At 66.5% G+C, this 26,871-nt stretch carries 16 protein-coding genes; 4 read left to right on the top strand and 12 right to left on the bottom strand.

The genetic code is table 11. From position 1 onward, the window contains the following. Positions 1 to 545 precede the first annotated feature (545 nt). Positions 546 to 1,622: a glycoside hydrolase family 5 protein gene (locus FHY18_RS18900; RefSeq protein WP_259159024.1), complete on the bottom strand. Its 1,077-nt coding sequence runs from the start codon at positions 1,620 to 1,622 to the stop codon at positions 546 to 548. Positions 1,623 to 1,930: 308 nt separating this feature from the next. On the opposite strand from FHY18_RS18900, the gene FHY18_RS18905 reads away from it, so the two are divergent. Further along, positions 1,931 to 2,989 (top strand): NAD(P)-dependent alcohol dehydrogenase, encoded by a 1,059-nt coding sequence (locus FHY18_RS18905; protein WP_259159025.1) that lies wholly within the window; start codon positions 1,931 to 1,933, stop codon positions 2,987 to 2,989. Positions 2,990 to 3,095: 106 nt separating this feature from the next. Here FHY18_RS18905 and FHY18_RS18910 read toward each other — a convergent pair whose 3' ends face one another. The 5 genes from FHY18_RS18910 to FHY18_RS18930 form a co-directional block, all read right to left on the bottom strand. Next, complete coding sequence (locus FHY18_RS18910; protein WP_259159026.1) at positions 3,096 to 3,668, bottom strand: hypothetical protein; 573 nt, start codon at positions 3,666 to 3,668, stop codon at positions 3,096 to 3,098. 80 nt (positions 3,669 to 3,748) lie between these two features. Next, positions 3,749 to 4,102 carry a hypothetical protein gene (locus FHY18_RS18915; RefSeq protein ID WP_259159028.1) on the bottom strand — a complete coding sequence of 118 codons (354 nt, stop codon included), beginning with the start codon at positions 4,100 to 4,102 and terminating at the stop codon, positions 3,749 to 3,751. 12 nt (positions 4,103 to 4,114) lie between these two features. Next, positions 4,115 to 5,596, bottom strand: a complete 1,482-nt coding sequence (locus FHY18_RS18920) for an FAD-dependent oxidoreductase (protein ID WP_259159036.1) — start codon at positions 5,594 to 5,596, stop codon at positions 4,115 to 4,117. Positions 5,597 to 5,726: 130 nt separating this feature from the next. Continuing rightward, positions 5,727 to 10,199: a glutamate synthase large subunit gene (gltB, locus tag FHY18_RS18925; RefSeq protein WP_259159043.1), complete on the bottom strand. Its 4,473-nt coding sequence runs from the start codon at positions 10,197 to 10,199 to the stop codon at positions 5,727 to 5,729. Between the two features lie 202 nt (positions 10,200 to 10,401). Continuing rightward, positions 10,402 to 10,782 (bottom strand): I78 family peptidase inhibitor, encoded by a 381-nt coding sequence (locus FHY18_RS18930; RefSeq protein WP_046962772.1) that lies wholly within the window; start codon positions 10,780 to 10,782, stop codon positions 10,402 to 10,404. Between the two features lie 56 nt (positions 10,783 to 10,838). On the opposite strand from FHY18_RS18930, the gene FHY18_RS18935 reads away from it, so the two are divergent. After that, positions 10,839 to 12,137, top strand: a complete 1,299-nt coding sequence (locus FHY18_RS18935; RefSeq protein WP_259159308.1) for a DNA topoisomerase IB — start codon at positions 10,839 to 10,841, stop codon at positions 12,135 to 12,137. Positions 12,138 to 12,139: 2 nt separating this feature from the next. Here the strand turns inward: FHY18_RS18935 and FHY18_RS18940 are convergent, their stop codons facing one another. From FHY18_RS18940 to FHY18_RS18950, 3 genes are all read right to left on the bottom strand, one after another. Next, positions 12,140 to 12,703, bottom strand: coding sequence for a methyltransferase domain-containing protein (locus FHY18_RS18940; protein ID WP_259159057.1), 564 nt, complete (start codon positions 12,701 to 12,703; stop codon positions 12,140 to 12,142). Between the two features lie 561 nt (positions 12,704 to 13,264). After that, on the bottom strand, positions 13,265 to 13,417 hold the full coding sequence (locus FHY18_RS18945) for a hypothetical protein (protein ID WP_259159058.1): 153 nt from the start codon (positions 13,415 to 13,417) through the stop codon (positions 13,265 to 13,267). 186 nt (positions 13,418 to 13,603) lie between these two features. After that, positions 13,604 to 13,948 carry a hypothetical protein gene (locus tag FHY18_RS18950; RefSeq protein WP_259159061.1) on the bottom strand — a complete coding sequence of 115 codons (345 nt, stop codon included), beginning with the start codon at positions 13,946 to 13,948 and terminating at the stop codon, positions 13,604 to 13,606. Between the two features lie 353 nt (positions 13,949 to 14,301). On the opposite strand from FHY18_RS18950, the gene FHY18_RS18955 reads away from it, so the two are divergent. Both FHY18_RS18955 and FHY18_RS18960 read left to right on the top strand, forming a co-directional pair. Further along, positions 14,302 to 15,183, top strand: a complete 882-nt coding sequence (locus FHY18_RS18955) for a pirin family protein (RefSeq protein WP_259159065.1) — start codon at positions 14,302 to 14,304, stop codon at positions 15,181 to 15,183. Between the two features lie 233 nt (positions 15,184 to 15,416). Then, positions 15,417 to 16,031 carry an NAD(P)H-dependent oxidoreductase gene (locus FHY18_RS18960; protein WP_259159066.1) on the top strand — a complete coding sequence of 205 codons (615 nt, stop codon included), beginning with the start codon at positions 15,417 to 15,419 and terminating at the stop codon, positions 16,029 to 16,031. Positions 16,032 to 16,283: 252 nt separating this feature from the next. Here FHY18_RS18960 and FHY18_RS18965 read toward each other — a convergent pair whose 3' ends face one another. The 3 genes from FHY18_RS18965 to FHY18_RS18975 form a co-directional block, all read right to left on the bottom strand. After that, positions 16,284 to 17,231 (bottom strand): LysR family transcriptional regulator, encoded by a 948-nt coding sequence (locus FHY18_RS18965; protein WP_259159068.1) that lies wholly within the window; start codon positions 17,229 to 17,231, stop codon positions 16,284 to 16,286. A 697-nt stretch (positions 17,232 to 17,928) separates the two neighbouring features. Further along, on the bottom strand, positions 17,929 to 18,150 hold the full coding sequence (locus tag FHY18_RS18970; protein WP_259159070.1) for a hypothetical protein: 222 nt from the start codon (positions 18,148 to 18,150) through the stop codon (positions 17,929 to 17,931). Beyond that, positions 18,147 to 26,684, bottom strand: coding sequence for a glucoamylase family protein (locus FHY18_RS18975; protein ID WP_259159310.1), 8,538 nt, complete (start codon positions 26,682 to 26,684; stop codon positions 18,147 to 18,149). The genes FHY18_RS18970 and FHY18_RS18975 overlap by 4 nt, the downstream gene beginning before the upstream one ends. Positions 26,685 to 26,871 lie beyond the last annotated feature (187 nt).

The following is a 26,871-nucleotide window of genomic DNA, read 5'->3' on the forward strand; positions in this document are numbered from 1 at the left end:
GCTGTTTTCTCGATGCATCGCGCGCGTCGCGAGAATGCCTTGAATCCGCAGCGCTGCTGCAACTTCGCAATGGTATTGGTCGCATCAATGCATCGGCGTTGATGCGATGACAGGAGCTGCGCCAACGACCGCATGCAGCTACACGCATGACACGTTCCTGCACGGATGCGCCTAGCACTGCAACCACGGCGCACGCAGTGGGGTGAGCGTGCGTTGCGGGTGTAGCGCGCGATGCACTGCAATGATCGTGTTCGATCGCGGTGCGTCCATCTTCAAGAGTCAGCGCCCCCGGTGACAACGACAGCTGCATCCACCGAAGCCAGACGTGCAGCATCGATGCACCGAGACCCCCACCGAAGCCAGACGTGCATCATCGATGCACCGAGACCCCCATCGCGCCGACCTTCGTCCACCGCCTGGATGCCATCGATCTGCTGCTGCGCCGCCCAACAACCAGTGCCAGCCGTGGACACTCCAACGCGGCGCAAAAAAAAGCGGGCGACCTGCACAGCATCGCCCGCGTCCTGCCGCTTGGACCGCTGCCCTCAGTGCTTGCCGGCGCGGCGTGCGTACTTGCTCAGAATCCTGATCTGCGGCTTGTCGCTGCCGTCCTTGCCCGGTTGTACGGTGAAGAAGTAATCCGGCTTCCACCAGGCGCCCGCAGCCCACCAGGTCCAGCCCAGCCACACGTCGCTGTTGTTTTCCATGTAGGTCAGCATGCCTTCCAGCGCCTTGTCGCAGACCGGGTTGTTGGCGGTGCCGAACTCGCCCAGAAAGCCTTTCTGCTTGTTTTCGCGCAGCCAGTCGGTAAAGCCGCGCAGCTTTTCTTCGCCGACGCTGTCGCTGGTGCACTGCGGCTTGGTGCCGCTGTAGTCGTTGTCCAGGTACTGGTGCGCTTCGAAGGCCAGGTTGTTGCCGGGGTCCTTGAGGATGGCCAGCGCCTTGGCGTTGGAGCCGCCATAACTATTGCTGCGCCAACTGTGCGCGCCGGTGTACGCCGTGCCCGGCACCAGGATCAGATTGCGGGCGCCGGTCTTGCGGATCGCGTTGATCGCGCCTTGCGCGGCTCCGGCCCACTCGGTTGCGGAGATGCCGTTGGGCTCGTTCATCAGCCCGAAGATCACGGCCTTGTCGTCCTTGAATTCCAGCGCGAGCCGGCGCCACAGGTCGGCCAATGCGGCAGCGGACACCTCGTCGGTGCCAAGGCGCTTGCCGTTGTATTTGGCATAGTTGTGCAGATCCAGGATCAGGAACTGCTTGTTCGCCTTGGCCGCTTCGAGCGACTTCTTGATCAGCCCGAGCTGCGCGGTATCCAGCTCGCCGTTGAGTTCGGGTTGCAGGCGCTCCCACAGGAACGGCAGGCGGATCGTATTCATGCCCTTGCCGGCGAAATAGGCGAAATCCGACGCGGCCGGATAGGTGTAGTCCTTGAACAAGGTGCCGGGCTTCTTGCGCGAGTTGAACTCGGCGCCGGATAGATTGACGCCGACATATTTCAGGCCGGCGGACTGCTTCTTCGGACCATCGGGCTCTTTGGCGTGCGCCAACGGCATCGCAGCCAGCAAGGTCAGTGCGAGTGCGACGCGACGCAGACTCGGGAATTTCGGGGGAGCGCGGAACATGGAAGCCTCCTTCGGCATCGACGTGGTGGCCGCAGGGGGAGGGCACGGCCAGGTGGGATGGTGCAGGGCGACAGGTGACCCGACGAGACTAGAAGCTCGCGCGTTAGCGTGCCATTCACGCGTGCAACACCGATTTGATCGCGCAAAAACACCTGCACGGCGCATGCTGTGCCAACGGTAGCGTTCGCAAGAGGACAGGTAAGACGCACTGTCGCACGAGCGCGACGCGTCGCTGTCTTAAGCTACCAGGCCTGTTTTCCCGTCGTTCGCACCTCGTGCGCACGGCCCAATGCCCCCCGGAGTCTCCCATGAGCCAAGCCCATGCCTTTGCCGCCCAAGCCGCCGACCAGCCGCTTGCCCCGTTCGTGTTCGAACGCCGCGCGCCCGGTCCCGACGATGTCCAGATCGAAATCGCCTACTGCGGCGTGTGTCACTCGGACCTGCATACCGCCCGCAACGAATGGCATAACACACGGTATCCGTCCGTGCCGGGCCACGAGATCGTCGGCCGTGTGACTGCCGTCGGTGACGCCGTCACCGGCTTCAAGGTTGGCGACCTGGCCGGCGTCGGCTGCATGGTCGACAGCTGCCGCAGCTGCGCCTCCTGTCAGGAAGGCGAGGAGCAGTACTGCGAAGCCGGCTTCACCGGCACCTATAACGGGCCGATGTTCGGCGGCGGCGAGAACACCTACGGCGGTTACTCCGACCATATCGTGGTCGACCAGAAGTACGTGCTACGCATCTCCCACACCGACAATCTGGCCGCCGTGGCGCCGCTGCTGTGCGCCGGCATCACCACCTACTCGCCGCTGGCGCACTGGAAGGTGGGCCCGGGGCAGAAGGTGGGCGTGGTCGGCCTGGGCGGCCTGGGCCATATGGGCGTGAAGATCGCCAAGGCGATGGGCGCCACCGTGGTGCTGTTCACCACCTCCGAGAGCAAGCGCGCCGATGCAATGCGCCTGGGCGCCAGCGAGGTGGTGATCTCCAAGGACGAGGCGCAGATGGCGGCGCAGTACAACACCCTGGATTTCATCCTCAACACCGTGGCCGCCCCGCACAACCTGGACCCGTTCCTCAACGCGCTCAAGCGCGACGGCGCGATGGTGCTGGTGGGCGTGCCCGAGGAGTCGCACCCGTCGCCGGCAGTGTTCAACCTGGTGATGAAGCGCCGCACCCTGGCCGGCTCGCTGATCGGCGGCATCCGCCAGACCCAGGAAATGCTGGACTTCTGCGCCAAGCACAACATTGTCTCGGACATCGAAACCATCCGCGCCGACGAAATCAACGCCGCCTACGAGCGCATGCTCAAGAGCGACGTGAAGTACCGCTTCGTGATCGACATGGCGACGCTGGATAAGGCGGCCTAAGTCGCGATAGCAGCAGGGTGTGATGCCACTGCTTGCGTCCGTCGGACGCAGGCGGTGGCATATGAACATAGCGCCGCTTTAAGGATGGGCTACACGTTAAATCTACTCATATGGCCTGCTGCAGCGATGCCAAGTATTGGCCTAGCGTGAGCCCACTTTTTTCTACTTCGGCAGTGAGATAGACAATCGTTCCATCAAGTTCTGAAGCCGTTTTTAAGGGCCTCTTATTTTTATCAGTGGTCAGTACGAAGGCTCCAAATGAGCGGGCGGCCAGAGATGCATCAGCTTGATTGGCACACAGTCCGCTCTTACGTGGTTTTTTGCCAACCAACTGGGATTTGATCTCAGGTGACGCATAAAATGCGCGATCTGTAGCAGACTGAAACGTTCCCTGGCCAAATCCCCCATAAACCTGGACCGTTGAAGGTACGCCATCAATTCCATGGGTTTGAAAGCCGAATACCGAAGTTGTCTTTATGGACGACCTATCGATACTAGATTTGATGTAAGCCTTGAGCGTTTGCTTTTTTTCGCCGTCTGGGATTGCCTCAAGTTCGATTGCCACCTCTCGGGTTAGGTATGGCGCATACGTGTCAGGGGGGAGCTCACGTAGGAGATCTATCGCTTTCTCATGAAGGTAGTTCCACGCGCAGCTGTCGATGTAAACAGCATTGGTCATGTCATGAGCCTTTCATGGGGGCATTGGCACCTGCAGCATTCGAGCTGTGCAAGCCTATTGAATAGCGTTACTGACTTAGCCTACGAAGTTCGAATGCTCAGCACGCCAAGGACACATTTTCCTCGAACAAGCGCATAACCCCAGGCGAATGGCTTCCCACTTGCAGGCCAAAGCTGCTCATAAGCCACGAAGTAATCGCCGGAGCGGTACTGCTTCTTGAGCCACAGCCAATCTTTGTTGCCATAAGCAAACGGCACCTGAGGCGCCTTCGTACTTGTTGCCGCGTACTTGAGACCAATCTCTTCCATCTGCACGATGGAAAGAGGCAGGCCATCAAGACGCAGATTGTCCGACTCCTGGCATGTTGTGGTCTGCGCCGCAGCCACGCTACCGGCAGTAAAGATCAGCAGACCGGTAACGAGTGACCTGAGCATGCCTAGCATCCCTTAAGCAGCAGCCGGCTCCTTGACCTGCGCTTTGACCCCAAGCAGCTGCACGATGCTGCCCGCCGCATCGCGGCCTTCGGCCACGGCAGTGACCACCAGGTCGGCGCCGCGCACGCAGTCGCCACCGGCGAACAGGCGCGGGTTGCTGGTCTGGTAGGGCAGGCGGCCGTTGTCGTCGGACGGTGCGACGATGCGGCCGTTGCTGCCGGCTTCCACGCCTTGCGAGGCCAGCCAGTCCGGCAGGGTCGGCGAGAAGCCGAAGGCGATGATCACCACGTCCGCTTCCAGCAGCGATTCGCTGCCTTCCACCGGCACCGCGTTGCGGCGGCCGCTGGCATCGGGTTCGCCGAGCCTGGTTTCCACCACGGTGACGCCGATGGCTTCGTCGTCGGCGCCGGATTCGATCGACAGCGGCTGACGGTTGAACAAAAAGCGTACGCCTTCCTCGCGCGCGTTGGCCACCTCGCGCGCCGAGCCCGGCATGCTGGCCTCGTCGCGGCGGTACGCACAGGTGACCTTGGCCGCACCCAGGCGGATCGCGCTGCGCACGCAGTCCATGCCGGTGTCGCCGCCGCCCAGCACCACTACGCGCTTGCCGTTGAGGTCGGGCAGCGCCATCTGGTCTTCCCAGCCGGCGATCGGCCGGCCATGCGGGTCGTTGCCGCTGACGATGCGGCTGTTCTGCACCAGGAACGGCAGCGCCGGCAGCACGTTCTTCAGGTCCTGCCCGGGCAGCCCGCCATCGGTATAGCGGTAGGCACCGGTGCCCAGGAACACCGCGTCGTACTCGCCCAGCAACTGCTCGATGCTGATGTCGCGGCCCACTTCCACGCCCAGGCGGAACTGCACGCCCATGCCTTCGAGGATCTCGCGGCGCTTGCCGATCACCGACTTGTCCAGCTTGAAGCTGGGGATGCCGAACTGCAGCAGCCCGCCGATCTGCTCGTAGCGGTCGTAGACCACTGCTTCGATCCCGGCACGCACCAGGCGGTCTGCGCAGGACAGGCCGGCCGGGCCGGCGCCGATCACCGCCACCCGCCAGCCGCTCGGCTGCACGTTGCCCAGGTCCGGCCGCCAGCCCATCTTGAAGGCGGTATCGACGATGTATTTTTCCACCGCGCCGATGGTGACCGCGCCGAATTCCTCCAGCGTGCAGCTGCCTTCGCACAGGCGGTCCTGCGGACACACCCGCCCGCACACTTCCGGCAGCGGATTGGTGGAATGGCATAGCGCGGCGGCTTCCTCGATGCGGTTTTCCTGCACCAGCTGCAGCCATTGCGGGATCGCGTTGTGCACCGGGCATTTCCAGCTGCAATACGGATTGCCGCAATCCAGGCAACGGCCGGACTGGTACTGCGCGTCGGCCTTGTCGAACTTGCCGTACAGCTCGCCCCAGTCGCCGGAGGTACGCAGCTCCACCGGAATGCGCGTGGGCATGGTCCGGGGCAGGTCGAGGAATTGGAAGGCTTGCTTGCGGCTCATAGAGAAATCCGTGGCTGATTCCCTTCTCCCGCGTGCGGAAAAAGGTGCCCCGAAGGGGCGGAAAAGGGGCGGCGGGGCCTGTGCCCTCACCCCCGACCCCTCTCCCGCCAGCGGGAGAGGGGAGCACAACTCAGGCGGCGCGGCGCAGTGACTCGGTCAGCGACTCGATGCTGGCGGCCTTGGGTTTGACCAGCCAGAACTTGCCGATGTAGTCGCGGAACTCGTCCAGGATCTGCTGCGCCCAGATGCTGCCGGTCAGCTCGCGGTGGCGGCTGATCAGGGTGTGCAGATGCTGGCGATGGTTCTCGAAGCCCTCGGCGGAGACGCGGTGGATGTCGATCAGTTCGTGGTTGTAGCGGTCCACGAAGTCACGCTCGATATCCAGCACGTAGGCCAGCCCGCCGGTGAAGCCGGCGCCGAAGTTCAGACCGACCTTGCCAAGCACCAGCACCACGCCGTCGGTCATGTATTCGCAGCAGTGGTCGCCTGCGCCTTCCACCACCGCCAGCGCGCCGGAGTTGCGCACCGCAAAGCGCTCGCCAGCGCGACCGGCGGCGAACAGCTCGCCGCCGGTCGCGCCGTACAGGCAGGTGTTGCCCACGATCGGCGTGCTGCGCGCCTCGAAGCGCGCACCGCGCGGCGGACGCACCACCAGCCGCCCGCCGGCCATGCCCTTGCCGACGTAGTCGTTGGCCTCGCCTTCCAGCTCCAGCTGCAGGCCACCGGCGTTGAACGCGCCAAAGCTCTGCCCGGCGGTGCCGCGGAAGCGCAGGTTCAACGGCGCATCGCTCATGCCGTGGTTGCCGTGGACGCGCGCGATGGCGCCGGACAGGCGCGCGCCGATCGAGCGGTCGGTGTTGTGGATCAAAAAGCGATGGTCACCGCCGGTCTTGTTGGCGATGGCGTCGGCGAGCAGGCCGTCCATCTGCGTGGCCAGGCTGTCGGGCGATTCGTACAGGCGCTGGGCGGCGCAGTGGCTGCCGTCGTAGCGGGCATGCGTCAACAGGCGCGACAGGTCGACCTTGACCCCGGCGCGCGGAGCGACGTCCAGCTGCTCCAGCAGGTCGGTGCGGCCCACGATCTCGTCCAGCGAGCGCACGCCCAGGTAGGACAACCACTGGCGCACTTCCTCGGCCAGCAGGCGGAAGAAATGCTCCACGCGCTCGGGCAGGCCGGTGAAGTAGTTCGCGCGCAGGCGCTCGTCCTGGGTGGCCACGCCGGTGGCGCAGTTGTTGAGGTGGCAGATGCGCAGGTACTTGCAGCCCAGCACGATCATCGGCGCGGTGCCGAAGCCGAAGCTGTCGGCGCCCAGCAGCGCGGCCTTGACCACGTCCAGGCCGGTCTTCAGGCCGCCGTCGGTCTGCAGGATGGTGCGTGCCCGCAGGTCGTTGGCCACCAGCGCCTGGTGCGACTCGGCCACGCCCAGTTCCCACGGCACGCCGGCATAACGGATCGAGCTGACCGGGCTGGCGCCGGTGCCGCCGTCGTGGCCGGACACGGTGATCAGGTCGGCGCCGGCCTTGACCACGCCGGCGGCAATCGTGCCGACGCCGGCATGCGCGACCAGCTTCACCGACACCAGTGCGGTGGGGTTGACCTGCTTGAGGTCGTAGATCAGCTGGGCCAGGTCTTCGATGGAATAGATGTCGTGGTGCGGCGGCGGGCTGATCAGGCCGATGCCGGGCTTGGCGTAGCGCAGCCGCGCGATCAGTTCGTTGACCTTGTGGCCGGGCAGCTGGCCGCCTTCGCCGGGCTTGGCGCCCTGGGCGACCTTGATCTGCAGCACCTCGGCATTGACCAGGTATTCCGGGGTCACGCCGAAACGGCCCGAGGCCACCTGCTTGATCTTGGAGCGCTTCTCGGTGCCGTAGCGGGCCGGGTCTTCGCCGCCTTCGCCGGAATTGCTGCGCCCGCCCAGGCGGTTCATCGCAATGGCCAGCGCCTCGTGCGCCTCGGGCGACAACGCGCCCAGGCTGATTGCGGCGGTATCGAAACGGCGCAGCACATCGCTGGCCGGGGCGACCTCGTCCAGCGGGGTCGGGATATCGGCACGCTTGAGCTGCACCAGATCGCGCAGCGTGGAGGCCGGGCGCGCATGCACCGCGTCGACGTACTTCTGCCAGTCGCCGGCATCGCCGGTGCGGGTGGCGCGCTGCAGCGTCATAACCACGTCGGGGTTGTACATGTGGTACTCGCCGCCGTGCACGTACTTGAGCAGGCCGCCCACTTCCGGCTTGAGCTGGTCGTTCCAGGCGCGTGCGGTGAGCTCGCGCGCCTCGGTATCCAGCCGCGCCAGGCCCACGCCGCCAATGCGGGCGGGCGTTTCGGCAAAGCACAGCTCCACCACGTCCGGGTCCAGCCCGACGATCTCGAACAACTGCGCGCCGCGGTAGCTGGCAATGGTGCAGATGCCCATCTTGGAGATGATCTTGGACAGGCCCTTGTAGATGCCCTTGCGGTAGCGGCGGCCGATCTGCGACTGCTCGCCGCCCTTGCTCAGCTGCAGGATGCCGCGCCGGCCCAGGTCGAACAGCGTCTGGTAGGCCAGGTACGGATACACCGCGGTGGCGCCGAAGCCGAGCAGGCAGGCCATGTGGTGCGCATCGCGCGCGGTGCCGGTTTCGATGATCAGGTTGACATCGCAGCGCAGGCCCACCTTGCACAGGTGGTGGTGCACCGCGCCGGTGGCCAGCAGCGCATGCGCCATCGGCCGGTCCGGCACCGGGTAGCGATCCGACAGCAGCAGCATCACCGCACCGGCGCGCGCGGCCGCTTCCACTTCCTGGCAGATGCGTTCCAGGCCGGCCTCGAGGCCTTCCTCCACACTGTAGGACAGGTCGATCAGGCGGTTGCGCTCGACGTACTGCTCCATCTTCAGCAGCTGGCGCAGCTTGCGCTGGCTGAGCACCGGCGAGTTGAGGATGACGTGGTTCACCGTCTCCGCCCCGGCATGGAAGATGTTGGTCTCCTTGCCGAGCTGGGTGGTGAGCGACATCGCGATGCCTTCGCGCAGTGGGTCGATCGGCGGATTGGTGACCTGCGCGAAGGCCTGGCGGAAGTAGTCGTACAGCGGCCGGGTCTGGCGGCTGAGCACCGCCATCGGGGTGTCGTCGCCCATCGAGCCGGTGGCTTCCTGCTCGGTCTCGGCCAGCGGGCGCAGGATCTGCTCCACTTCCTCGGTGCTGAGCTGGAACAGCTTGTGGTAGCTGCGCAGGGTCTGCTCGCTGAAGGGTTCTTCCACCAGCGAGGGGTCGATCAGTTCGGTCTGCAGATAGGTCACGCCCTGCTGCAGCCATTGCTTGTACGGCGCGCGCGCGCGGTTGATGCGGTCGATGGCGTCCGAGTCCAGCAGGTCGCCGCGCTTGAGATCGATCGCCATCATCTCGCCCGGGCCCAGCTTGCCCTTGCGGGTGATGCGCTCGGCCGGCAGTTCCCACACGCCGGCCTCGGAGGCCACCAGGAAATGGCGGTCGGAGGTCAGCATCCAGCGCGCCGGGCGCAGGCCGTTGCGGTCGAGCATGCAGGCGGCATAGCGGCCGTCGCAGGCGACGATGCCGGCCGGGCCGTCCCACGGCTCGGTGTTGAGGCCGTAGAACTCGTAGAACGCGGCCAGGTCGGCGTCCTTGAACTCCAGCGACTGGGTCGCCGGCGGCACCAGGATGCGCAGCGCCTGCAGCAGGTCCATGCCACCGGCGATCAGCAGCTCGAGCATGTTGTCCAGGCTCTGCGAATCGGAGCCGTGCATGGAGATCACCGGGTCAAACTCGGCGATGTCGAAGCGCGGGGTCTGCCACACCTTGCTGCGCGCCTGCGCCCAGCGGCGGTTGCCTTCGATGGTGTTGATCTCGCCGTTGTGGGCGAGCAGGCGGAACGGATGCGCCAGCGGCCAGCGCGGCAGCGTATTGGTGGAAAAACGCTGGTGAAAGACAATCGCGCTGGAAGACAGATCGCTGCGCTGCAGGTCCGGGTAGAACGTGCTCAGCTTGTCCGGCAGCACCATGCCCTTGTAGCTGATGCCGTTGGGCGAGAGCGTGGTGACGTAGAAGTCCGCCACCTCGCGCAGCTGCTGCTCGGCGCGGCGGCGCGCCAGGAACAGCGCCAGGGTGAAGCCGTCCTCGCTCTGCTCGGCACCGGCATCGACAAACACCTGTTCGATGCGCGGCAAGGTGTCGCGCGCCAGCTGGCCGCAGACGCTGTCGTCGGTAGGCACCACGCGCCAGCCGCGGAACTGCACGCCGGCGCTGTGCAGCTGGGTTTCCAGTTCGGCACGACATCGGGCGGCATCGGCTTCGTCCAGCGGCAGGAACACCACGCCGGCCGCATAGCGCGTGCCCACGGTGATGCCGGCATCGCGCGCCAGCCCGCGCAGGAATGCATCGGGTTTGCGGATCAGCAGGCCGCAGCCATCGCCGGTGAGGCCGTCGGCCGCCACGCCGCCGCGGTGGGTCATGCGCGAGAGCGCCGCAATCGCGGTGTCCACCAGCGAGCGGGAAGGTTGGTCGTCCAACTGGGCGACCATGCCAAAACCACAGGCATCGCGTTCGTCGCGCGCGCTGTCGTAGAGACCGTAGTCGTTGAGCCCTTGGCGAGTGCGGGGGGCCATGTCTGCCTCTTTGCGATCTGGGAGAGCGGCGACGACGTTGCAGCGCTCGATCCGTGGAGCGTTTCGAAGAGGTCACCGGATGATCGACTAGACCACAGTTGATGCGGTGCCGCAATACACCGTTACAGCTGCAACGAGACCCGCTGCAATCCCTTGTGCCAGCAGGCTTGGCGCCTGTCCAACGACAGGCGCCAGCGCAGGATCAGCCGCAGCGCACCGCGGTGATGACGTTCTTGGCATCCACTTCCAGATTGAGCCGTTCGCCGTTGAATTCCATCGTCACCATCTGGCCGGGCTTGAGCACGCGTACCGACTTGGCGCCGGCATCGCTGCGAGCCTGCTCGCCGACTGCATCGGTGATGGGCTGGCCAACCAGCGACTGCACCTGGGTGGCATCGCAGCTGCCGATTGGCGGCGCTTCCGGGGCTGCATCCGGCACCGGCGCGGACGCTTGCTCGGCCGCCTGTTGTGCGTTGGCCGCAACGGCTTCCTGTTCATCGGGTTGCGGTTTGTTGCAGGCAGTCAATGCAGTCAGCACGACCAAGGTGCAAGCCAGGCGGGCAATAGGCAGGACAGCGCGCATCGATGACTCCAGCAAAGGGGGATGCCCAAGCATAAGCACAAAGTTGCGCTGCGGGCATCGCTTGCCCACACGGCGTTGTCGTTGCGTTGACGCGGCCTAGCGCTGCGCGGCCCAACAATCGGCGCCAGTCCTTCGATCCGTGCGCAATGAAAGCCAAACGTGTTCTTCGCAATGCCGCAACCACGGCCAGCACCGCCGGCAAGCTTGCCGCCGCCGCCACCGGTGCGGTGGTCGCCACGGCCGCCGCCACCGTGGCCGCCGTCGCTCAGGCCAAGGCCACTGCGCGCGCGGCCGGGCTCACCTACGTCAACGATCAGCAGCCCGGCATCAGCCGCCGCAAGGCCGGCAAGAGCTTCAGCTACCGCAGTGCGGACGGGCAGCGTGTCGCCGATGCGGACACCTTGCAGCGTATCCGCTCGCTGGCCATTCCACCGGCCTATACCGAGGTATGGATCTGCGCCAAACCCAATGGCCATCTGCAGGCCACCGGGCGCGACGCGCGGCGGCGCAAGCAGTACCGCTACCACGCCGATTGGGCGCAGGTGCGTGGCGAAGGCAAGTTCGAACGGGTGATCGCCTTCGGCCAGGCGCTGCCCAAGTTGCGCCGCCGACTGCGCCGCGATCTGGTGTTGCCGGGATTTCCGCGCGAGAAGGTCCTGGCGATCGTGGTGGCGTTGTTGGCCGACACGCTGGTGCGCGTGGGCAATGCCGAATATGCGCGCAGCAACCGCTCCTATGGGCTGACCACCTTGCGCAACCGGCATATGGAGTTCTTGAAAGGTGGACGCGCGCGGCTCAAATTCCGCGGCAAGAGCGGCCAGGATCACGACATCGAAGTGGACGACAAGCAGCTGGTCAAACTGATCCGGCAATGTCAGCAATTGCCGGGGCAATCGCTGTTTCAGTACCGCGACGACGATGGCCAGCTGCAACCGGTGGATTCGGGCGAGGTCAACGATTACCTGCGCGAGGCGATGGGCGAGGACTTCACCGCCAAGGACTTCCGCACCTGGGGCGGCACGCTGGCGGCGCTGCAACGCCTGGCACGGCTGCCGCTGCCCGAACGCATGAGCGAACGTGCGTTGACGCAGGTGCAGAACGATGTCATCCGCGAAGTGGCCGATGCGCTGGGCAACACGCCATCGGTGTGCCGCAAGGCCTACATCGACCCCTGCGTATTCGAAGGCTGGCGCGCCGGCCACTTGCAGGCGATGGCCACCGGGGTGCGTGGCGAGCGGCAGTGGGAGGCGGCCACGCTGCGCTTTTTGACCGACTCGCGCAGCAAGCAACGCAAGGCCAGCAGCACAGCCCGCAAGGCGGCCGGGCCGCGCCTGCGCCGTGCGACATCGGCCTGAGGCTATCGCCGACAGGCGCGATGCTGGATGCGGTAGGTCGTCGCAGGCGGCACGTTACGGTAGGTGCGCCCGATCCTGACGGCCTCCAGATCGAGCGCGTCGAGGATCTGTGCCGGAACCGAGCACTTGAATCCGTAGGTAAACAAATACAGCCGGCCGCCGGGCTTCAACTGCAGGAAGGCGCCACGCAGGATCGCAGCCACCTGATGCGCCGGCATGTTCAACAAGCCAAGGCCGCAAACCACGGCATCGACGCAGGCGCCATCGATGTGGGGTACCGACTCGAGATCGGCAACATCCATCTGCAGCAAGCGTGCGTGTGGAAAGCGCTGCCTGAGCAACGCGGAGAAGGTGGCGTTGTACTCGAGCAGAATGAGGTTCTTTTCCCGCACGCCCTTGTCGATCATCGCCTGGGTGAACACACCGGTACCCGGCCCGAGTTCGAGAACACGGCCAGTACGTTCGGACAGCTCGGAAGTGATGATGGCGGCGAGTGCGCGTCCGGAGGGAAGTATCGCGGCAACGGAGCAGGGTGCGGTGAGCCATTCGCGAAAAAACGACGTCATATACGAACGAGCCATCTATCCTCACAACATTGAAAGAGTTCGTTCAAGCTGTATCTGCGCACATCGATGCAAATGCGCGATCGTGCGAAAAACAAGGCTAAAGCAAGACGATGTCCGCAGTCTGTCCTGACTACGAATCAGCCACGAGAGTTCAGGTTCTTATCAGCATTGGCGCCTTGGCATGACCACGTTGGTACTGCACTGATGGCGCCATTGAAGACAAGGTGTCTGGGCGATCGTCGCTGCAGGCGATGGCCCAATAAAGCGCGCCGCGCTTGCACGAACGCCTGCATCGCACAGGCGGCGACAGGCAAAGTTCGCATTGGGCGCAGCGCGTCAATCTTGCAGGCGCTGCGCACCGATAGCGGCGGCAGTGGCGCACCGTCGCATGCACTGCGCACGCCGGAAAACCGGCAGATCGTGCTTGGTGTGTGCAGGCACGAGCGCAGCCAGGCGATCTGCACGCACTGCCCAATTGACGCGTGCCATTGCACGATGGTCTGGCGTCGTCATCCGGCGTGTGGTGTTGACGATGGGAAACAGGCCGGGCGACATCAGCCGCTACGACCGGCAGCGCGATGTCGCGCTGAGCGCTGATTCCTGAGGGCGTGCCATGGCGCTGACCAAGGCGGTTGCCTGCATCCAGCCGCTGTCGTCGAACGTGTCGCTGATCCACTCAAGCGTCATCAGCACTGTGGCAACGATGAGCAACATGCTGCCGCCTGCATCGGCCGCTGGGATCAACGCCAGCGTCGTCAGGCCTTGGGAAAGCGCTCAGCGATGGGGCTGGTCGGTCTGCCAGCGTGCGGTCTGGGCATGGTTCCGCGGTCGCAGGCAACGTGACACCTGCGCACTACGTCGCCGCCCGAGGTACGGCGACGCCGATACCGACAGCGACTCTCAGCCGCAATACACCGCAGTGATGTTGTTGTGCGGGCCGGTTTCGATGCTCAGGTGATCGCCACCGCTCTCGCTGGCGCCCTGGGCCGGGTCGGCCAGGCCGCTGGCGGTGGTGCCGCCGGTGGCGCGTTCGCCGCGCCGCACGCTGACCTGCAGGCTGTCGCTATCGACGCGTGCACGCTCCACCGTCTGCGCCGCTGCGGCCAGACCCACGATGCCGCGGACCTTTTCGATATGGCACTGGCCGGTGATCGCGCCATCGATGGGCTGTACCTGTGCCACCTGGTTGGAGGCACAGGCCGAGAGCAACAGGACGGCAGCGAGCGGGGCGAGGGTACGGATCATCGGAGATCTCCAGCGGAAGAATGGCGCAAGCGTGAAGAATCCGTTGTTGGCGCGGCATGAAGGCTGCCCGCCGGGGCGCACGGCAACGCCGAGCTGTTCGCGCTGGATTGGTGGCCGGGAGCGACCAGCATCTGGATCACCGGGCGAACGTCCCCGGCAGCGCTCCCGTCCCGAGCGCGCGCGTAGCGGTGCGCGGCCACTGTTTCAGTGGCGCGTGCCGAGATCATGCGGCATCGATTATCTCAATTTCTGGACGACTGCACTCCAAATGTCCCGGCTAGTCGATCAATCGGCGCGTCTCTACGCTTTGCATCACCGGAGCAGCTTGCTCCACCACCGCAAAGAGATCTGTCATGAACGCACAACTGGCCCCCGTCTATGCCGATCAGCTGCAGCGCGCGCCAAGCGTGCAGGTCCCACCGCGCCCAGTGGTGTTTCGCACCCGCGGCACCACCCGCGGACCGATCACCCGGCTGATGAGCCCGGGCGATCTGGGCCAGCTGGTCAAGCCGTTCGTGTTCCTGGACCTGTTCACCGTCAAACCGTCCGCGGGAGCGGCACCGATGGGCATGCATCCGCATTCGGGCATTGCCACGCTCACCTACCTGATGGAGGGCGAGGTCGGCTATGAGGACAGCACCGGCCAGCAGGGCACGCTGCCCACCGGCGGGGTGGAATGGATGCGTGCCGGCAATGGCGTCTGGCACGACGGCGTGCCGGTGGGCCAGGCGTCGGCCAAGGGCTTCCAGCTGTGGGTCGCACTGCCGGCGGCCGAGGAAAATGCGCCGGCGCAGAGCCTGTACCTGTCGCCGGAGGATGTGCCGGTGGCCGGCCCGGTGCGCGTGCTGCTGGGTCGCTACGGCACGCTGGAAAGCAGGATCCCGGCACCGGCCGACATGACCTACCTGAGCGTGCAGTTGCGCGACGGCGAGACCTGGCGCTACGTGCCGCCGGCCGGCCACAGCGTGGCCTGGATCGCGGTGCACGGCGGCCAGCTGGAAGCGGCTGAAAGCATCGGCGCCGGCCAGATGGCGGTGTTCAAGGATGCCGAGCAGGCCATCGAGGTGGTGTCGGTGGGCGCGACATCGTTCGTGCTCGGCTCGGCGGTCAAGCATCCCCACGAGCTGGTGATGGGCCACTACTCGGTGCACACCAGCGCGGCGGCACTGGCCCAGGGCGAGGCGGAGATCCGCCGCATCGGCGAGCAGTTGCGCGCCAGGGGCCGCCTGGCCTGATGCAACCGCCGCGGGCAGCGGATGCAGGGCGGCGGCGTGGCCGGCTCACGGTACATGCGTTGCCCAGCAAACCAGCGCACTGCCGATGTTGCTGAGAGCCGTGCGCTTTTAGAAAAGCGCGCCCTGCGCGCGTCAGAGCTTCAACCACGTCCATCACCACCGTGTCGATGCGTGGGCGCTACCGCCACGCATCGTCGAACCCTCACACCCCCTACGTTTCCAAAGGCATTCCAATGAAACTGCTCCATCTCGATTCCAGCATCCTCGGCGCTTACTCGGTCAGCCGTCAGCTGTCGGCGGCCACGGTTGCCAGGTTGCAGTCCGGCAACCGCGATATCGCAGTGACCTACCGCGATCTGGCCGCCACGCCGCTGGCGCACCTCTCCGGCGCGCACCTGGCGGCCCAGCAGAATCCCACCGGCGACCAGAGCCCGGAACTGGCAGCCGAACTGGCCACCAGTGCAGCCGTGCTGCAGGAATTTCTGGAGGCCGACACTGTGGTGATCGGTGTGGCGCTTTACAACTTCACCATCCCGACTCAGCTCAAGGCATGGATCGATCGTGTGCTGGTGGCCGGCAGGACCTTCCGCTACAACGCGCAAGGCCTGCCCGAAGGGCTGGCCGGCAACAAGCGGGTGATTCTGCTGGTGGCGCGTGGCGGCTTCTATGGCGCCGGCTCGCCGATGGCATCGCTTGAACATGCAGAGACCTACATGCGCACCGCGCTGGGCTTTGTCGGCGTGCACGCCCCCGAGGTCATCGTGGCCGAAGGCCTGGCCACTGGCGCAGACGCCCGCCAGGCGGGGATTGCCAGCGCCCAGCAGCAGATCGAAGGGCTTGCAGCCTGAGTGATGCAGCACGCGATGCCCGTCCAGGGGCATCGCGTGCGCTGGCGATCATGTCATCCGTTTGCACGGTGCCGATGGTTCAAACGTGCCGACCCTGCATCGAGCGGACAACGTGCCGCTCGATGCAACGCGTTGCCCGCGCGGCAGGGCGTCAACCGCTTTCAAGCAAGGTCGGCGCGATGTTGTGCGCGCCAGGTGCGCAGACTGGATCGAATCAAGGCGTTGAAACCGCCGCACTCCGCAGCGCCACGATCACCGCACGCCCGGCATGGCGGCGCTGTTGGCCAAGCCAGCCACCTTTTTGCATTCAGCCGCATTCAATCGCGTCGCCACGGCCTGGATAAACGCCGACACCGCACGCGGCAGATGGTGCCGGCTCGGATACAGCGCGTACAGGCTCTGGCCCTTGCGTTGAAAATCCGGCAACACCACGGCCAGGCGACCTTCGTGGATATCGGGCCAGGTGAGCGCCTGCGGCAACAATGCGATGCCGAGCCCGGCCACCGCCGCAAGCCGCAGCGCGCGCGCAGTAGTGGCGGCCATGCGCGCCTGCACCTGGACGTCTTCGGCAAGCCCGGACGGGCCGACCAGCGTCCAGGTGGCGTACCCGCTCGGATGCGGGAAACTGAGGCAGTCGTGCTGCGGCAATTCGTCCAGCCGCAGCGGCCTGCCGCGTGCCTGCAGGTAGCCGGGGCTGGCCACCAGCACATCGTTGGTGTCGGCCAGGATCTGGCGGCCGACATAGCCCAGGTCCGTCACCACACCGCCGCGGAAGGCCACATCGATGCGCTCGGCGATCAGGTCGGCCTTGCCATCGCTGAGCACGAATTCCAGGCGCACGCGCGGATGCGCGGCGAGAAACTCGCCCACCCATTCGACGCGGAAAAAATCCAGGAAATCCGCAGGCGCCGCCACCCGCACCAGACCGGCGGCTTCATCGCCACCGGCCACCAGGCTCTGCCCGGCCGAGGTCAGCCCGTCCACCGCATCGGCGCAACGCTCGTAAAAGGCTTGGCCGGCGTCGGTGAGGGTGAGCTTGCGAGTGGAGCGTTGCATCAGGCGTGTGTCCAGCTGCGCTTCCAGCTGCTGCACGCGCCGGCTCACGCTGTTGGGCGCGGTGCCTAGCCGGCGTGCGGCCTCGGCAAAGCTGCCGCTGCGCACCACCTGCACGTATAGCGCGATGTCATTGAGATCGATCACCAGCGGCCTTGGCGCGTGTAAACGCGGAGTCTAAGCGTGGCGCCTGCGCGTCGTCGATCATTGTGCTGTGGAGGGCTGTATGCGGTAACTCGGCCACTCAGAAGTGGCGAAACAGCGCGGAGGGGTCAGGCGCAGAGCATGGACGCTGCGGTTTGGCTGCAGGGCCCTTGCCCGCCCACCATCGCGGGACACGCCGTGAATCCGTCCATGGAGGCTCTTACGCGGCATCCATGCCGCGTAAGGTCCCGCGACGGTGGGCGGGCAAGGACCGGTGGAGAGGGTCGGTATGCAGGGTGCAAGCAATGCATGACGTGCCCCACTGAATGACGACGCATCCGATCAGTGTGCCAATGCAAGCCGAGCAACGGACAAGCTTTTTAAGAGAGCAACCGAATACCTCTCTGGTGCGGTGTCCTCGCCGCTTGCGGGACCGTGTGGCGGCATGGATGCCGCCACCGAACCTACAGGGACGTACTTGCGGCGTGTCCCGCGAGCGGCGAGGGCACCGCGCGCTCGACCGACTGAGCAGTTGACGCTGCACCAAAACGACACCAAGCCGCACCTCTCGCCGGCTCAGCGGTGATGACCGCTGCGATGGGTTGGTTGCAGCTGAGCGAAGCTACGGCTTGGCGACAGCGCCTTGCCCGCTCCGAAGCCTGTTTACCAGACGACGAGACGGTGGAGACGGCCTGCACGCTCACTGCGCACGCGTCAGCCCATGGTGGTGCAGCAACTGCCGCAAGCGACGCTGCACGCGTTGCAGATCGGCTTCGGCCGCCTCATCCAGGATGCCTTTGGCCAAGGCATCGAATTGCGGCCAGAACTGGCTGGGGTCACGTACCCGTTGCGGCCACACCGACAACATCCTGCCCAGGTCGGAAAGCTGGTGATTGGTGTGGGTGCGTGTGCGCATGCTCATGTCGCCTCTCCCGGCCAGTCCAGGGCGACAGCGTGGACCTCGCCGTCGTCGACCAGGGTGAAAGCAAGCTCGGCTTGCGTCACTCCGTCGATTTCCAGCCGTGGCTGGACCCCCGGGCGCTGGGTGACGTCGACGACGTAGGTGCTGCTGCCGAAGCGATAACGCAGCTGATAGCCCGGCCAGCCGGCCGGGATGCACGGCACGATATGCATGCGGGTGCCATGCCGTTGCAGACCAAGCAGCGATTCGGTCAGCAGCCGGTACATCCAGCCGGCCGCGCCGGTGTACCAACTCCAGCCGCCGCGGCCGGCGTGCGGCGCCACTGCGTAGACATCGGCCGCCAGCACATAGGGTTCGGCCTTGTAACGCTGCGCGGCGTCGGCATCCAGGGCGTGGTGGATCGGGTTGATCATCCCGGCCAGTTGCCAGGCGCGCGCGCTGTCGCCGAGATGGGCGAAGGCCATCGCCGCCCACACCGCCGCATGCGTGTACTGGCCGCCGTTCTCGCGCACGCCGGGCACGTAGCCCCGGATATAGCCCGGGTCGTGGCCGGTACGATCGAACGGCGGCATCAGCAGTTTGACGATGCCCGCATCGGCATCGACCAGGTGCTGGTACATGGCCTGCATCGCCTGCGCGCTGCGCGCCGGATCCATCGCTCCGGACAGCACCGACCAGCTCTGCGACAACGAATCGATGCGGCATTCGTCGGAACTGTGCGAGCCCAGCACGGTGCCGTCGTCGAACCAGGCGCGCCGGTACCACTGCCCATCCCAGGCGTGTTGTTCCAGCGCTACGCGCAAGGCCTGCGCATGGGTGTGGCAGCTGGCGGCGAAGACCGCATCGTCGCGTTGCGTGGCCACGGCCGAAAAGCGCAGCAGGGTGTCGTAGAGGAAGAAGCCCAGCCAGACGCTTTCGCCCTTGCCGTCCTTGCCGACCCGGTTCATGCCGTCGTTCCAGTCGCCGCTGCCGATCAGCGGCAGGCCGCGCTCGCCCAGTCGCGTCATGCCGCGCTGCAGGGCGAGCACACCATGTGCGTACAGCGACTGCACGTTGCCGGTGAGCTGCGGCAGGTCGTAATACGATTCCTCGTCGGGCTTGAGCGCGCGCCCGTCGATGAAGCCGACAGGCTCGTCGAGCACGCTGGCGTCGGCGGTGGTGTCCAGATAGCGGCATAGCGCCTGCGGCAACCACAGGAAGTCGTCCGAGCACTGCGTGCGTACGCCGCGATCTTGTGGCGGGTGCCACCAATGCTGCACATCGCCCTGCACGAATTGATGCGCGGCGCTGCGCAACAGATGGGCGCGGCTGAGCGCCGGTTGCGCGTGCACCATCGCCATGCTGTCCTGCAATTGATCGCGGAAGCCGAACGCGCCACCGGACTGGTAATAGCCGCTGCGCGCCAGGAAGCGGCAGGCGATGGTCTGGTAGAGCAGCCAGCCATTGGCCAGCAGATCCACGGCAGGGTCGGGCGTGCGCACCTGCACGCTGCCGAGCACCTGTTCCCAGTGCCTGCGCACGTCCAGCAATGCGGCCTGCGCGGTGGCCACGCCGCGGCTGCTGCGCGCCAGTTCCAGCGCAGCGTCGCGGTTGCTGGCCGCACCCAGCCGGAACACCGTCTCAAAGCTCTGTTCGGCCGCCAGCGTCAGCGGGATCTGGATCGCCGCGCATGGGTCCAGGCCGGCACCCACGCGCCCGGACAACCGCTGCCGGGCGAGCGCGGCCGGTGCGGCCAGGCTGCCGTTGCGGCCGATGAACTCGCTGCGGTCGGCGGTGATGCTGCGGCTGGGCGCATCGGCATCGAAGAACGCCACGCGCCCGTCGAACTCGGTGTTGTACGGGTTGCGTGCGGTCAGCACGCTGCTGCCCAGGTCGACCTCGCTGACCACATGCAGCTGCGAGCGCGTGCGGATGTCACCTAGCACCCATTCCACATAGCCGGTCACGCTGAGACGGCGTGGGCGCCCGGACAGGTTCTTCAACCGCAGATGGCTGAACTTGATCGGCCGTTGCGCATCCACGAACACCCACAACTCGCTGCCGATGCCGTGTTCGGTATGGCTGTAGACGCTGTAGCCGAAGCCATGGCGCACCGTGTAGCGGCCGCTGCCGCGGCACGGCAGCGCCATGGGCGACCACACTTGCCCGGTGTCTTCGTCGCGCAGATAGAACGCTTCGCCGGAGGTATCGCCGACCGGATCGTTATGCCATGGCGTCAGCCGGAACTCGTGCGCGTTCTCGGCCCAGCTGTAGCCGGCGCTGCTGTCGCTGACCACGCTGCCGAACTGGGCGTTGGCCAGCACGTTGCACCACGGTGCCGGCGTGGGCATGCCCTCGTCCAGGGTGATGCGGTACTCGCGGCCGTCGGCGGCGAACGCGCCCAGGCCATTGTCGAACAGCACCGCTTCGTCGGATGCGGCCTGCAGGGTGCGGTCCAGATAGGCGGCGTGGGTGCTGGCCAACGCGTCGGCGCTGTCCAGCTGCTGGATCGGCTCCAGCAGCGGCGGCTGCGCGCGTGCGCTGGGGTGGCGCTGCAGTTGCGCGTCCAGCGTGCCGTTGGCATCGCACAGGATCGCGCGCGCCACGGTCTGCAGCAGCACGCGGTCTTCCTGCGAAATGTGTTCGATGGCGCGCACGAAGATGCCGCCGGGACGGTCGAGGACATTGGCTTCGGGATCGGCGGCGATCAGGCCCAGGATGGCGTCCTGCAACTGTTGGCGATAGCCGGCCTGGCTTTCGTTCCAGATCACCAGATCCGCGCGCAGGCCCTTCAGGCGCCAGTACGCGTGTGCCTGCACCAGCTGGCGCGCCAGGTCGAGATTGTCCGGGTCGGTGATGCGCAACAGCACGATCGGCAGATCGCCGGAGATGGCATGACTCCACAGCGCCGACTGGCCACGATGGTTGTGCAGCAGTACTTCGTTATCGGCGCGCAATTGCGGGTCGACGAACAGCACGCGCGCGGCCAGCCGCTCGTAGAGCATCGCATCTTCCAGCGAGGCGTCGATCTGCCGGCGCGTGACCTGGCTCTGGGTCAGCGCCAGGTCGAACACCCGATCGGCCAGACGGCGGTCGCGGTATTTGTCGATCAGCGCGGTGCAGGCCTCGCGTTGGGTCCCGACGCCATAGACCATGTCCACCTGCGCCTGCTGGTCGGGCGCCAGCGAAATACGGCAGCGGATCGCCACGATCGGGTCCAGCACCGAGCCGGCCGCGCCGGACAGGTTGGCGTGCGCGTGCAAGGCAAGCGGATTGCGGGTGCTGCGCCCGCGCCCGACGAAGGCGGCGCGATCGGTCTCGTAGGAAATCGTCGCCACGTCGGCATCGTGCACGGCCACCAGATGCAGCATCCACGGCTGCGCCTCGTCATGCCCGCGCGGGCGCCGTGTACAGAGCAATGCCTGCTTGTCGGCCAGGATCTCGGTCTGCACGAACAGGTTGCTGAAGGCCGGATGCGCCTCGTCGGCCTGCGCCGGCGCCAGCACCACTTCGGCATAGGTGGTGATTTCGATCACGCGCGTCTGCCGCGAACGGTTGCGGATGCGCAGCCGGCGCATCTCCACGTCGTCCTCGGCGGAAATGGCGATTTCCAGATGGCTGTCGTAGCGCTGGTGGCTGCCCTTGAACTCGGCTTTCGCGTCGGAAAAAATCGCCTCGTAGCGCTCCACCGGCACGCAGGTGGGTTGATGCGCGGCCGACCACACCGCGCCGCTGTCCACATCGCGCAGATAGCAGAAGGTGCCCCAGTGGTCGCGGGTGCCGTCCTCGCGCCAGCGGGTCACCGCCATGTCGCGCGCGCGGCTGTAGCCACCGCCGGCCGAGGTCAGCATGCCGTGGTAACGCCCGTTGGAGAGCAGTTGCAACGCCGGCTGGGCCAGATCGGGGTCGCGATGGATGCGCAGGGCCATGCCCGCCTCGGTGGGAACCGGGCGCTCTGCGGCCTGGGCCAATCCCTTGACGTAGACGCCGGCACGCGGCGCGCGCTCCTGCAACAGCAGCAGCGTGGCCTGGAATTGCGGATCGGCGACAAAGCGCTGTTGCATCGGCGCATCGCGCAACACGTGGTCCAGTGCCAGCAGCGCCATGCCCTGATGGTGCGACATGAACGAGCGGACCACGGCGTGTTGTTCGCCACGCGGCACCCGCGACGGGGTGTAGTCGATCGCCTCGTACAGCCCGAAGCGGCCGCCGAATCCCAGCGCCTGCAATTGCTGCAGATTGCGGCACGCCGCATCCGGGTCGACCATCAAGGCCATCGCGCTGGCATACGGGGCGATCACCAGATCCTGGCCCAGGCCGCGCTTGAGTCCGAGCCCGGGCACACCGAACGCGCGGTATTGATAATTGCGCCGCGTATCGACCGTGTTGTAGCCCGATTCGGACACGCCCCAGGGCACATCGCGCGCGGCGCCGTAGCGGATCTGCGCCTGCACCGCGCCGCGCATCGAGCGGTTCAGCAGCGTCTGCGGATAGCTGGGCATCACCAGGTCGGGCATCAGGTATTCGAACATCGAGCCGCTCCACGACAGCAGCGTCGGCTCGGCGCCGGTATCGGTCAGGGTGCGCCCGAGCGCGAACCAGCTGTCCTGCGGCAGCTTGCCCTGGGCGATGGCCACGAAGATCCCCAGGCGCGCCTCGGAGGCCAGCAGATCGTAATGGCCGCTGTCCAGGCGACGGTCGTCGACGTTGTAGCCGATCGACAACAACTGCGGGGCACGGTTGTAGAGAAAGTCGTAATCCATCTGCGCCAACTGCCCGGCGCGATGCGCCAGCCGGTGCAGTTCCTGCACACGGTTGGCGGCCCAGCTCTGCACGTTCGGTGCGCAGTCGCTGGCGGCCAGTTGCCGCAGCGTGGCGACCATGGCACCCGTCGTCCCTGCTGCGTGCGGATCGGTGTCGGCCAGTGCCGGTGCGCAGTGACTCAACTCGGCCAGGGCGGCCTTGCAACTGGCCACCAGCCGCTGCGGCCACGGTTCTTCGTCGTCGCCGCTGACCGGCATCAGCGCCAGGATCCGCTGGCTTTGCGCCAACAGCAGGCGCAGCGCCTTGTCGGCCTGGGGCGGGCTTGGCGCGGGCTGGCTGCAAAGGCCCTGTACGCCCTGCGACATCGTATCCAGCGCATCCAGCGCATCGGTGGTGACGTTGCGTGCCCTGGCGTGCGATGCCAGCACGCTCAAGGTGTCGGCCAGGCCGTCGAACACCGCCATCGAGACCGCCGGCGCCTCCACCAGCGCCAGCAACCCTTGCCGCAGCGTCAGCAGATGACCGGCCAGATTGCCGCTGTCGACGGTGGAGACATAACGCGGCAGCAGCGGCGCCAGCGTTTCGGTGTCGTACCAGTTGTAGAAATGGCCGCGGTGGCGCGGCAGCGATTCCAGGGTGGTCAGCGTATCGGCCACGCGGCTCATGACGCCGGCCACCGTCAGGTAGCCCAGATCGTAGGCGGCCAGGTTGGCCAGCAGGCCCAGCCCGATGTTGGTCGGCGAGGTGCGGTTGGCCACCACCGTGACCGGATATTCCTGCACGTTGTCCGGCGGCAGCCAATGATGCTGCGCGGTGCAATGGGTTTCGAAGAACGCCCAGGTGCGCCGCGACAATCCGCCGAGGAAAGCGCGCTGCTCCTGCGACAATTGCGCCACCGGGGCGGCGGGCTGCCCGCCCAGCCAGGCCATCAGCCAGGGCGCGCCCATCCACGCCACGCCAAGCGGCAGTGCCACCCACAGCGCCACCGGCGACCACCACGCAACCGCTGCAACCACCAGCGCCGCGGCGCAGGCGGCGCCGGCCATCAGGCGATGTTCGGCATTGCCGCTGCGCGCGCTGCGTTCCACTTCGCTGGAGGGCGCCCACTGCAACAGATGGCGATGGGTGATGGCCATCCGCACCAGCGTGCGGGCGATGGCCGCCAGTTGCAGCCCGGCCTCGAACGGCAGGCAGGCCAGCACCACGCCGGTGCGCAACAGGTACTGACGCAGCCCCACGCCGACCTGGCGCGCGTGATGGCGCAACCCCAGACCTTCGGGCGGGTGCGCCAGCGCATAGAGCGCCGAGCACAGCCCCGGCAGCAGCCACAGCACCAGCAGCCAGGCTGTCCAGCGCAGCGGCGTGGGCGAGCACAGCCAGCCGATCAGCAGCAGGCCGAAGGCGGCCGGCGCCACCAGGCTGCGGCGCAGGTTGTCCAGCAGCTTGCCGCGCGATAGCCACGACAACCGGTTGCGCGCGCGCTTGCCGCCGCGATCGGGCACCCACGGCAGCAGCCACGGCAACAGCTGCCAGTCGCCGCGTACCCAGCGCGCGCGGCGCTTGGCATCGGTGGCGTAGCGTTGCGGATGGCGCTCGTACAGGCGCACGTCGCTGAGCAACCCGGCGCGGACATAGCAGCCTTCCAGCAAGTCGTGGCTGAGCACGCGGTTGTCGGGGAAGCGCCCGGCCAGCACCTGCTCGAAGGTCGCCACAGCATAGATGCCCTTGCCGATGAACGAGCCTTCGCCGAACAGGTCCTGATACACGTCCGACACCACCCGCGTGTACGGATCGATGCCCGGTTCGATCCCGAACATGCGCGCAAAGCGCGATTCGCCACCCTCGCTCATGCCGGTGCCCAGGCCGGGCTGCAGGATGCCGTAGCCGGCTTCCACGTACTGCCCGGACGCATCCAGGCGCGGCATGTTCAACGGATGCGACATCGCCCCGACCAGGGCACGTGCCGCATCCCTGGGCAGATGGGTATCGCTGTCCAGCGTGATCACATAGCGCACCCCCACCAGGACGGCGACATCGCCCTGCACCTGCAGGAAGTCGCTGGCGGCCTGCAGCGGCGCATCCTCGGCGCACAGCAGGCGGTTGAGCGCTTCGAGCTTGCCGCGCTTGCGCTCGGCGCCCATCCAGCAGCCTTCGCCCGCATTCCACTGGCGGGCGCGGTGCAGCAGGAAGAACCGATCGCCGTGCGCGTCGGCATAGGCCGCGTTGAGCCGGTCGATGTGCTGCGCCGCATGCGCCACCAGCGCCATGTCCGCCGGCAACAGCGCCTGCGCCGCATCGAGAAAATCGGTGAGCAGCGCGAAGTACAGCTGCGCGTCGCGGTTGGCCAGGTAATGCACCTCCAGCGCACCGACCAGCTCGTCGATGGCATCGGTACCGGCCAGCATGCTCGGCATCACCACCAGCGTGCGGCAATCGGGCGTGATGCCGGCACGCAGGTCCATGCGCGGCAACGGGCGCGGGCGTACCCACAGCGTCGCCACCCAGTTGACCAGGGCAATGCCCAACTCGCTGGCCGCCAGCAGCGCGATGCCGGCAGTGATCCACCACAGCGCCGGCGGCAATGCGCCGGCCCACTGCAGCAACACGCCGGTCCACAGCGCCGCGATCGTTGCGATCGGCAACAGGTACGTCGGCAGCGCGACGCGACGCACGCGCAGACGCGGTGGCGTCGGCGTGCCGGGCGTGGCCGGATCGCCCAGCGCGGCACGCAACAGCGGCAACCCCGCATCCACCAGGTAGTAACCCACGTGTGCGGCCACCGGTTCGGCCGCCTGCGCTTGTGCGGCCAATCGCAGCACGGTGTCGGCCACCGTGGGTTCGTCGCACTTCATGCGGTGGGCCAGATGTTCCACCACGTGCCGGTACGTATCGCGGGTCTGGAAATCCATGCGCGCGTACACGACGGCCGGATCCTTGCGCAGGATCTGCTCGACCACGCTCATGGTTTCGACAAACTCGCGCCAATCCATCTCGTCCAGAAAGCGCAGGCTGCCGATGCTGTTGCCGATCGATACCTGGTCGGCCGCCTGGCGCTGGCTTTCGGCATGCACCATTCCCTCGACGCTGTGGCCTTCGCTCGCCAGCCACTGTTCCACCCAGGCGCTGGCCATCGACAGCACCGGGCCGCGGCCCTGGATACCGCGCGTCAGTTCGGCGACGAACGCGCCACTGGCCGGCGGCTGCGAGCGCGCCATGTCGGCCACCACTCCCACCACGTCCTTGGGCTGCGCGGCGGCCGTGGCGTTCAGCATAGCGGCCCAATGCGCAGCCAGAGCCGTGTCGCGCCCGTCGTGCATGATGCCGTCGGCAACGCGGCGCAGGTTGTCGATCAACGCCAGCCGCAACACGATCGGAATGGCCCACAGTTCGCCGAGCTTGAGCGGTGCCACCTGTTGGTAGGCCGCGATGAAACGGCTCAGCGTGATCGCATCCACGCGCCCATCGCCATGCGCCACGACCTGCAACCCCAACTCGTAGACCCGCGGCAGACCGATGGAGTTCGGCGTACGCAGGCGCGGCAACTGGCGGCTGTAACCAGGTGGAAGATGCTGGCGCGCCAGGCGGATCTGCTCTTGGACCAGATAATCGTTATCCAGCAGCCATTCGCCGGCAGGGTGCAGGCGCACGCCAGCGGCCGCCATCTCGTTCAGGCGCGATGCCGCGCTTTCGAGCGCGCGTTGATTGGACTTCAGCCCCGACAACAACAGCTCGCGTGCCGGGCCGGTGTAGAGCGTGTGCGTCGTTGCCAGCGCGCGCGCCAGCATTTCCATCTGCTCGTCGCCGAGCAATGCAGCGCCGGGCACGGCCGCATCCCGAGCCGGGTGCGCCTGCAGCGATGGTGCTGGTTGGGTAATCGATTGCCACCAGAGAGAGAACGCAGACGCTTTCCGCTTTGGCGGCATGGAGACATTGCCTGTGCAGCATCAGTGCCGCTAGAACCACGATCATGCGCGCTCG

Origin of the sequence: Xanthomonas sp. 3793 (assembly GCF_024806835.1) — a bacterium.
GTDB lineage: Bacteria > Pseudomonadota > Gammaproteobacteria > Xanthomonadales > Xanthomonadaceae > Xanthomonas > Xanthomonas arboricola_F.

Bases quoted from the DNA above. Each gene is read 5' to 3' on its own strand.
- FHY18_RS18910 (WP_259159026.1), bottom strand. From the start codon at position 3,668: ATGACCAATGCTGTTTACATCGACAGCTGCGCGTGGAACTACCTTCAT.
- FHY18_RS18960 (WP_259159066.1), top strand. From the start codon at position 15,417: ATGAAACTGCTCCATCTCGATTCCAGCATCCTCGGCGCTTACTCGGTC.
- FHY18_RS18975 (WP_259159310.1), bottom strand. From the start codon at position 26,684: ATGGAAATGCTGGCGCGCGCGCTGGCAACGACGCACACGCTCTACACC.
- FHY18_RS18970 (WP_259159070.1), bottom strand. From the start codon at position 18,150: ATGAGCATGCGCACACGCACCCACACCAATCACCAGCTTTCCGACCTG.
- gltB (WP_259159043.1), bottom strand. From the start codon at position 10,199: ATGGCCCCCCGCACTCGCCAAGGGCTCAACGACTACGGTCTCTACGAC.
- FHY18_RS18940 (WP_259159057.1), bottom strand. From the start codon at position 12,703: ATGACGTCGTTTTTTCGCGAATGGCTCACCGCACCCTGCTCCGTTGCC.
- FHY18_RS18930 (WP_046962772.1), bottom strand. From the start codon at position 10,782: ATGCGCGCTGTCCTGCCTATTGCCCGCCTGGCTTGCACCTTGGTCGTG.
- FHY18_RS18920 (WP_259159036.1), bottom strand. From the start codon at position 5,596: ATGAGCCGCAAGCAAGCCTTCCAATTCCTCGACCTGCCCCGGACCATG.
- FHY18_RS18945 (WP_259159058.1), bottom strand. From the start codon at position 13,417: ATGTTGCTCATCGTTGCCACAGTGCTGATGACGCTTGAGTGGATCAGC.
- FHY18_RS18915 (WP_259159028.1), bottom strand. From the start codon at position 4,102: ATGCTCAGGTCACTCGTTACCGGTCTGCTGATCTTTACTGCCGGTAGC.
- FHY18_RS18955 (WP_259159065.1), top strand. From the start codon at position 14,302: ATGAACGCACAACTGGCCCCCGTCTATGCCGATCAGCTGCAGCGCGCG.
- FHY18_RS18905 (WP_259159025.1), top strand. From the start codon at position 1,931: ATGAGCCAAGCCCATGCCTTTGCCGCCCAAGCCGCCGACCAGCCGCTT.
- FHY18_RS18950 (WP_259159061.1), bottom strand. From the start codon at position 13,948: ATGATCCGTACCCTCGCCCCGCTCGCTGCCGTCCTGTTGCTCTCGGCC.
- FHY18_RS18900 (WP_259159024.1), bottom strand. From the start codon at position 1,622: ATGTTCCGCGCTCCCCCGAAATTCCCGAGTCTGCGTCGCGTCGCACTC.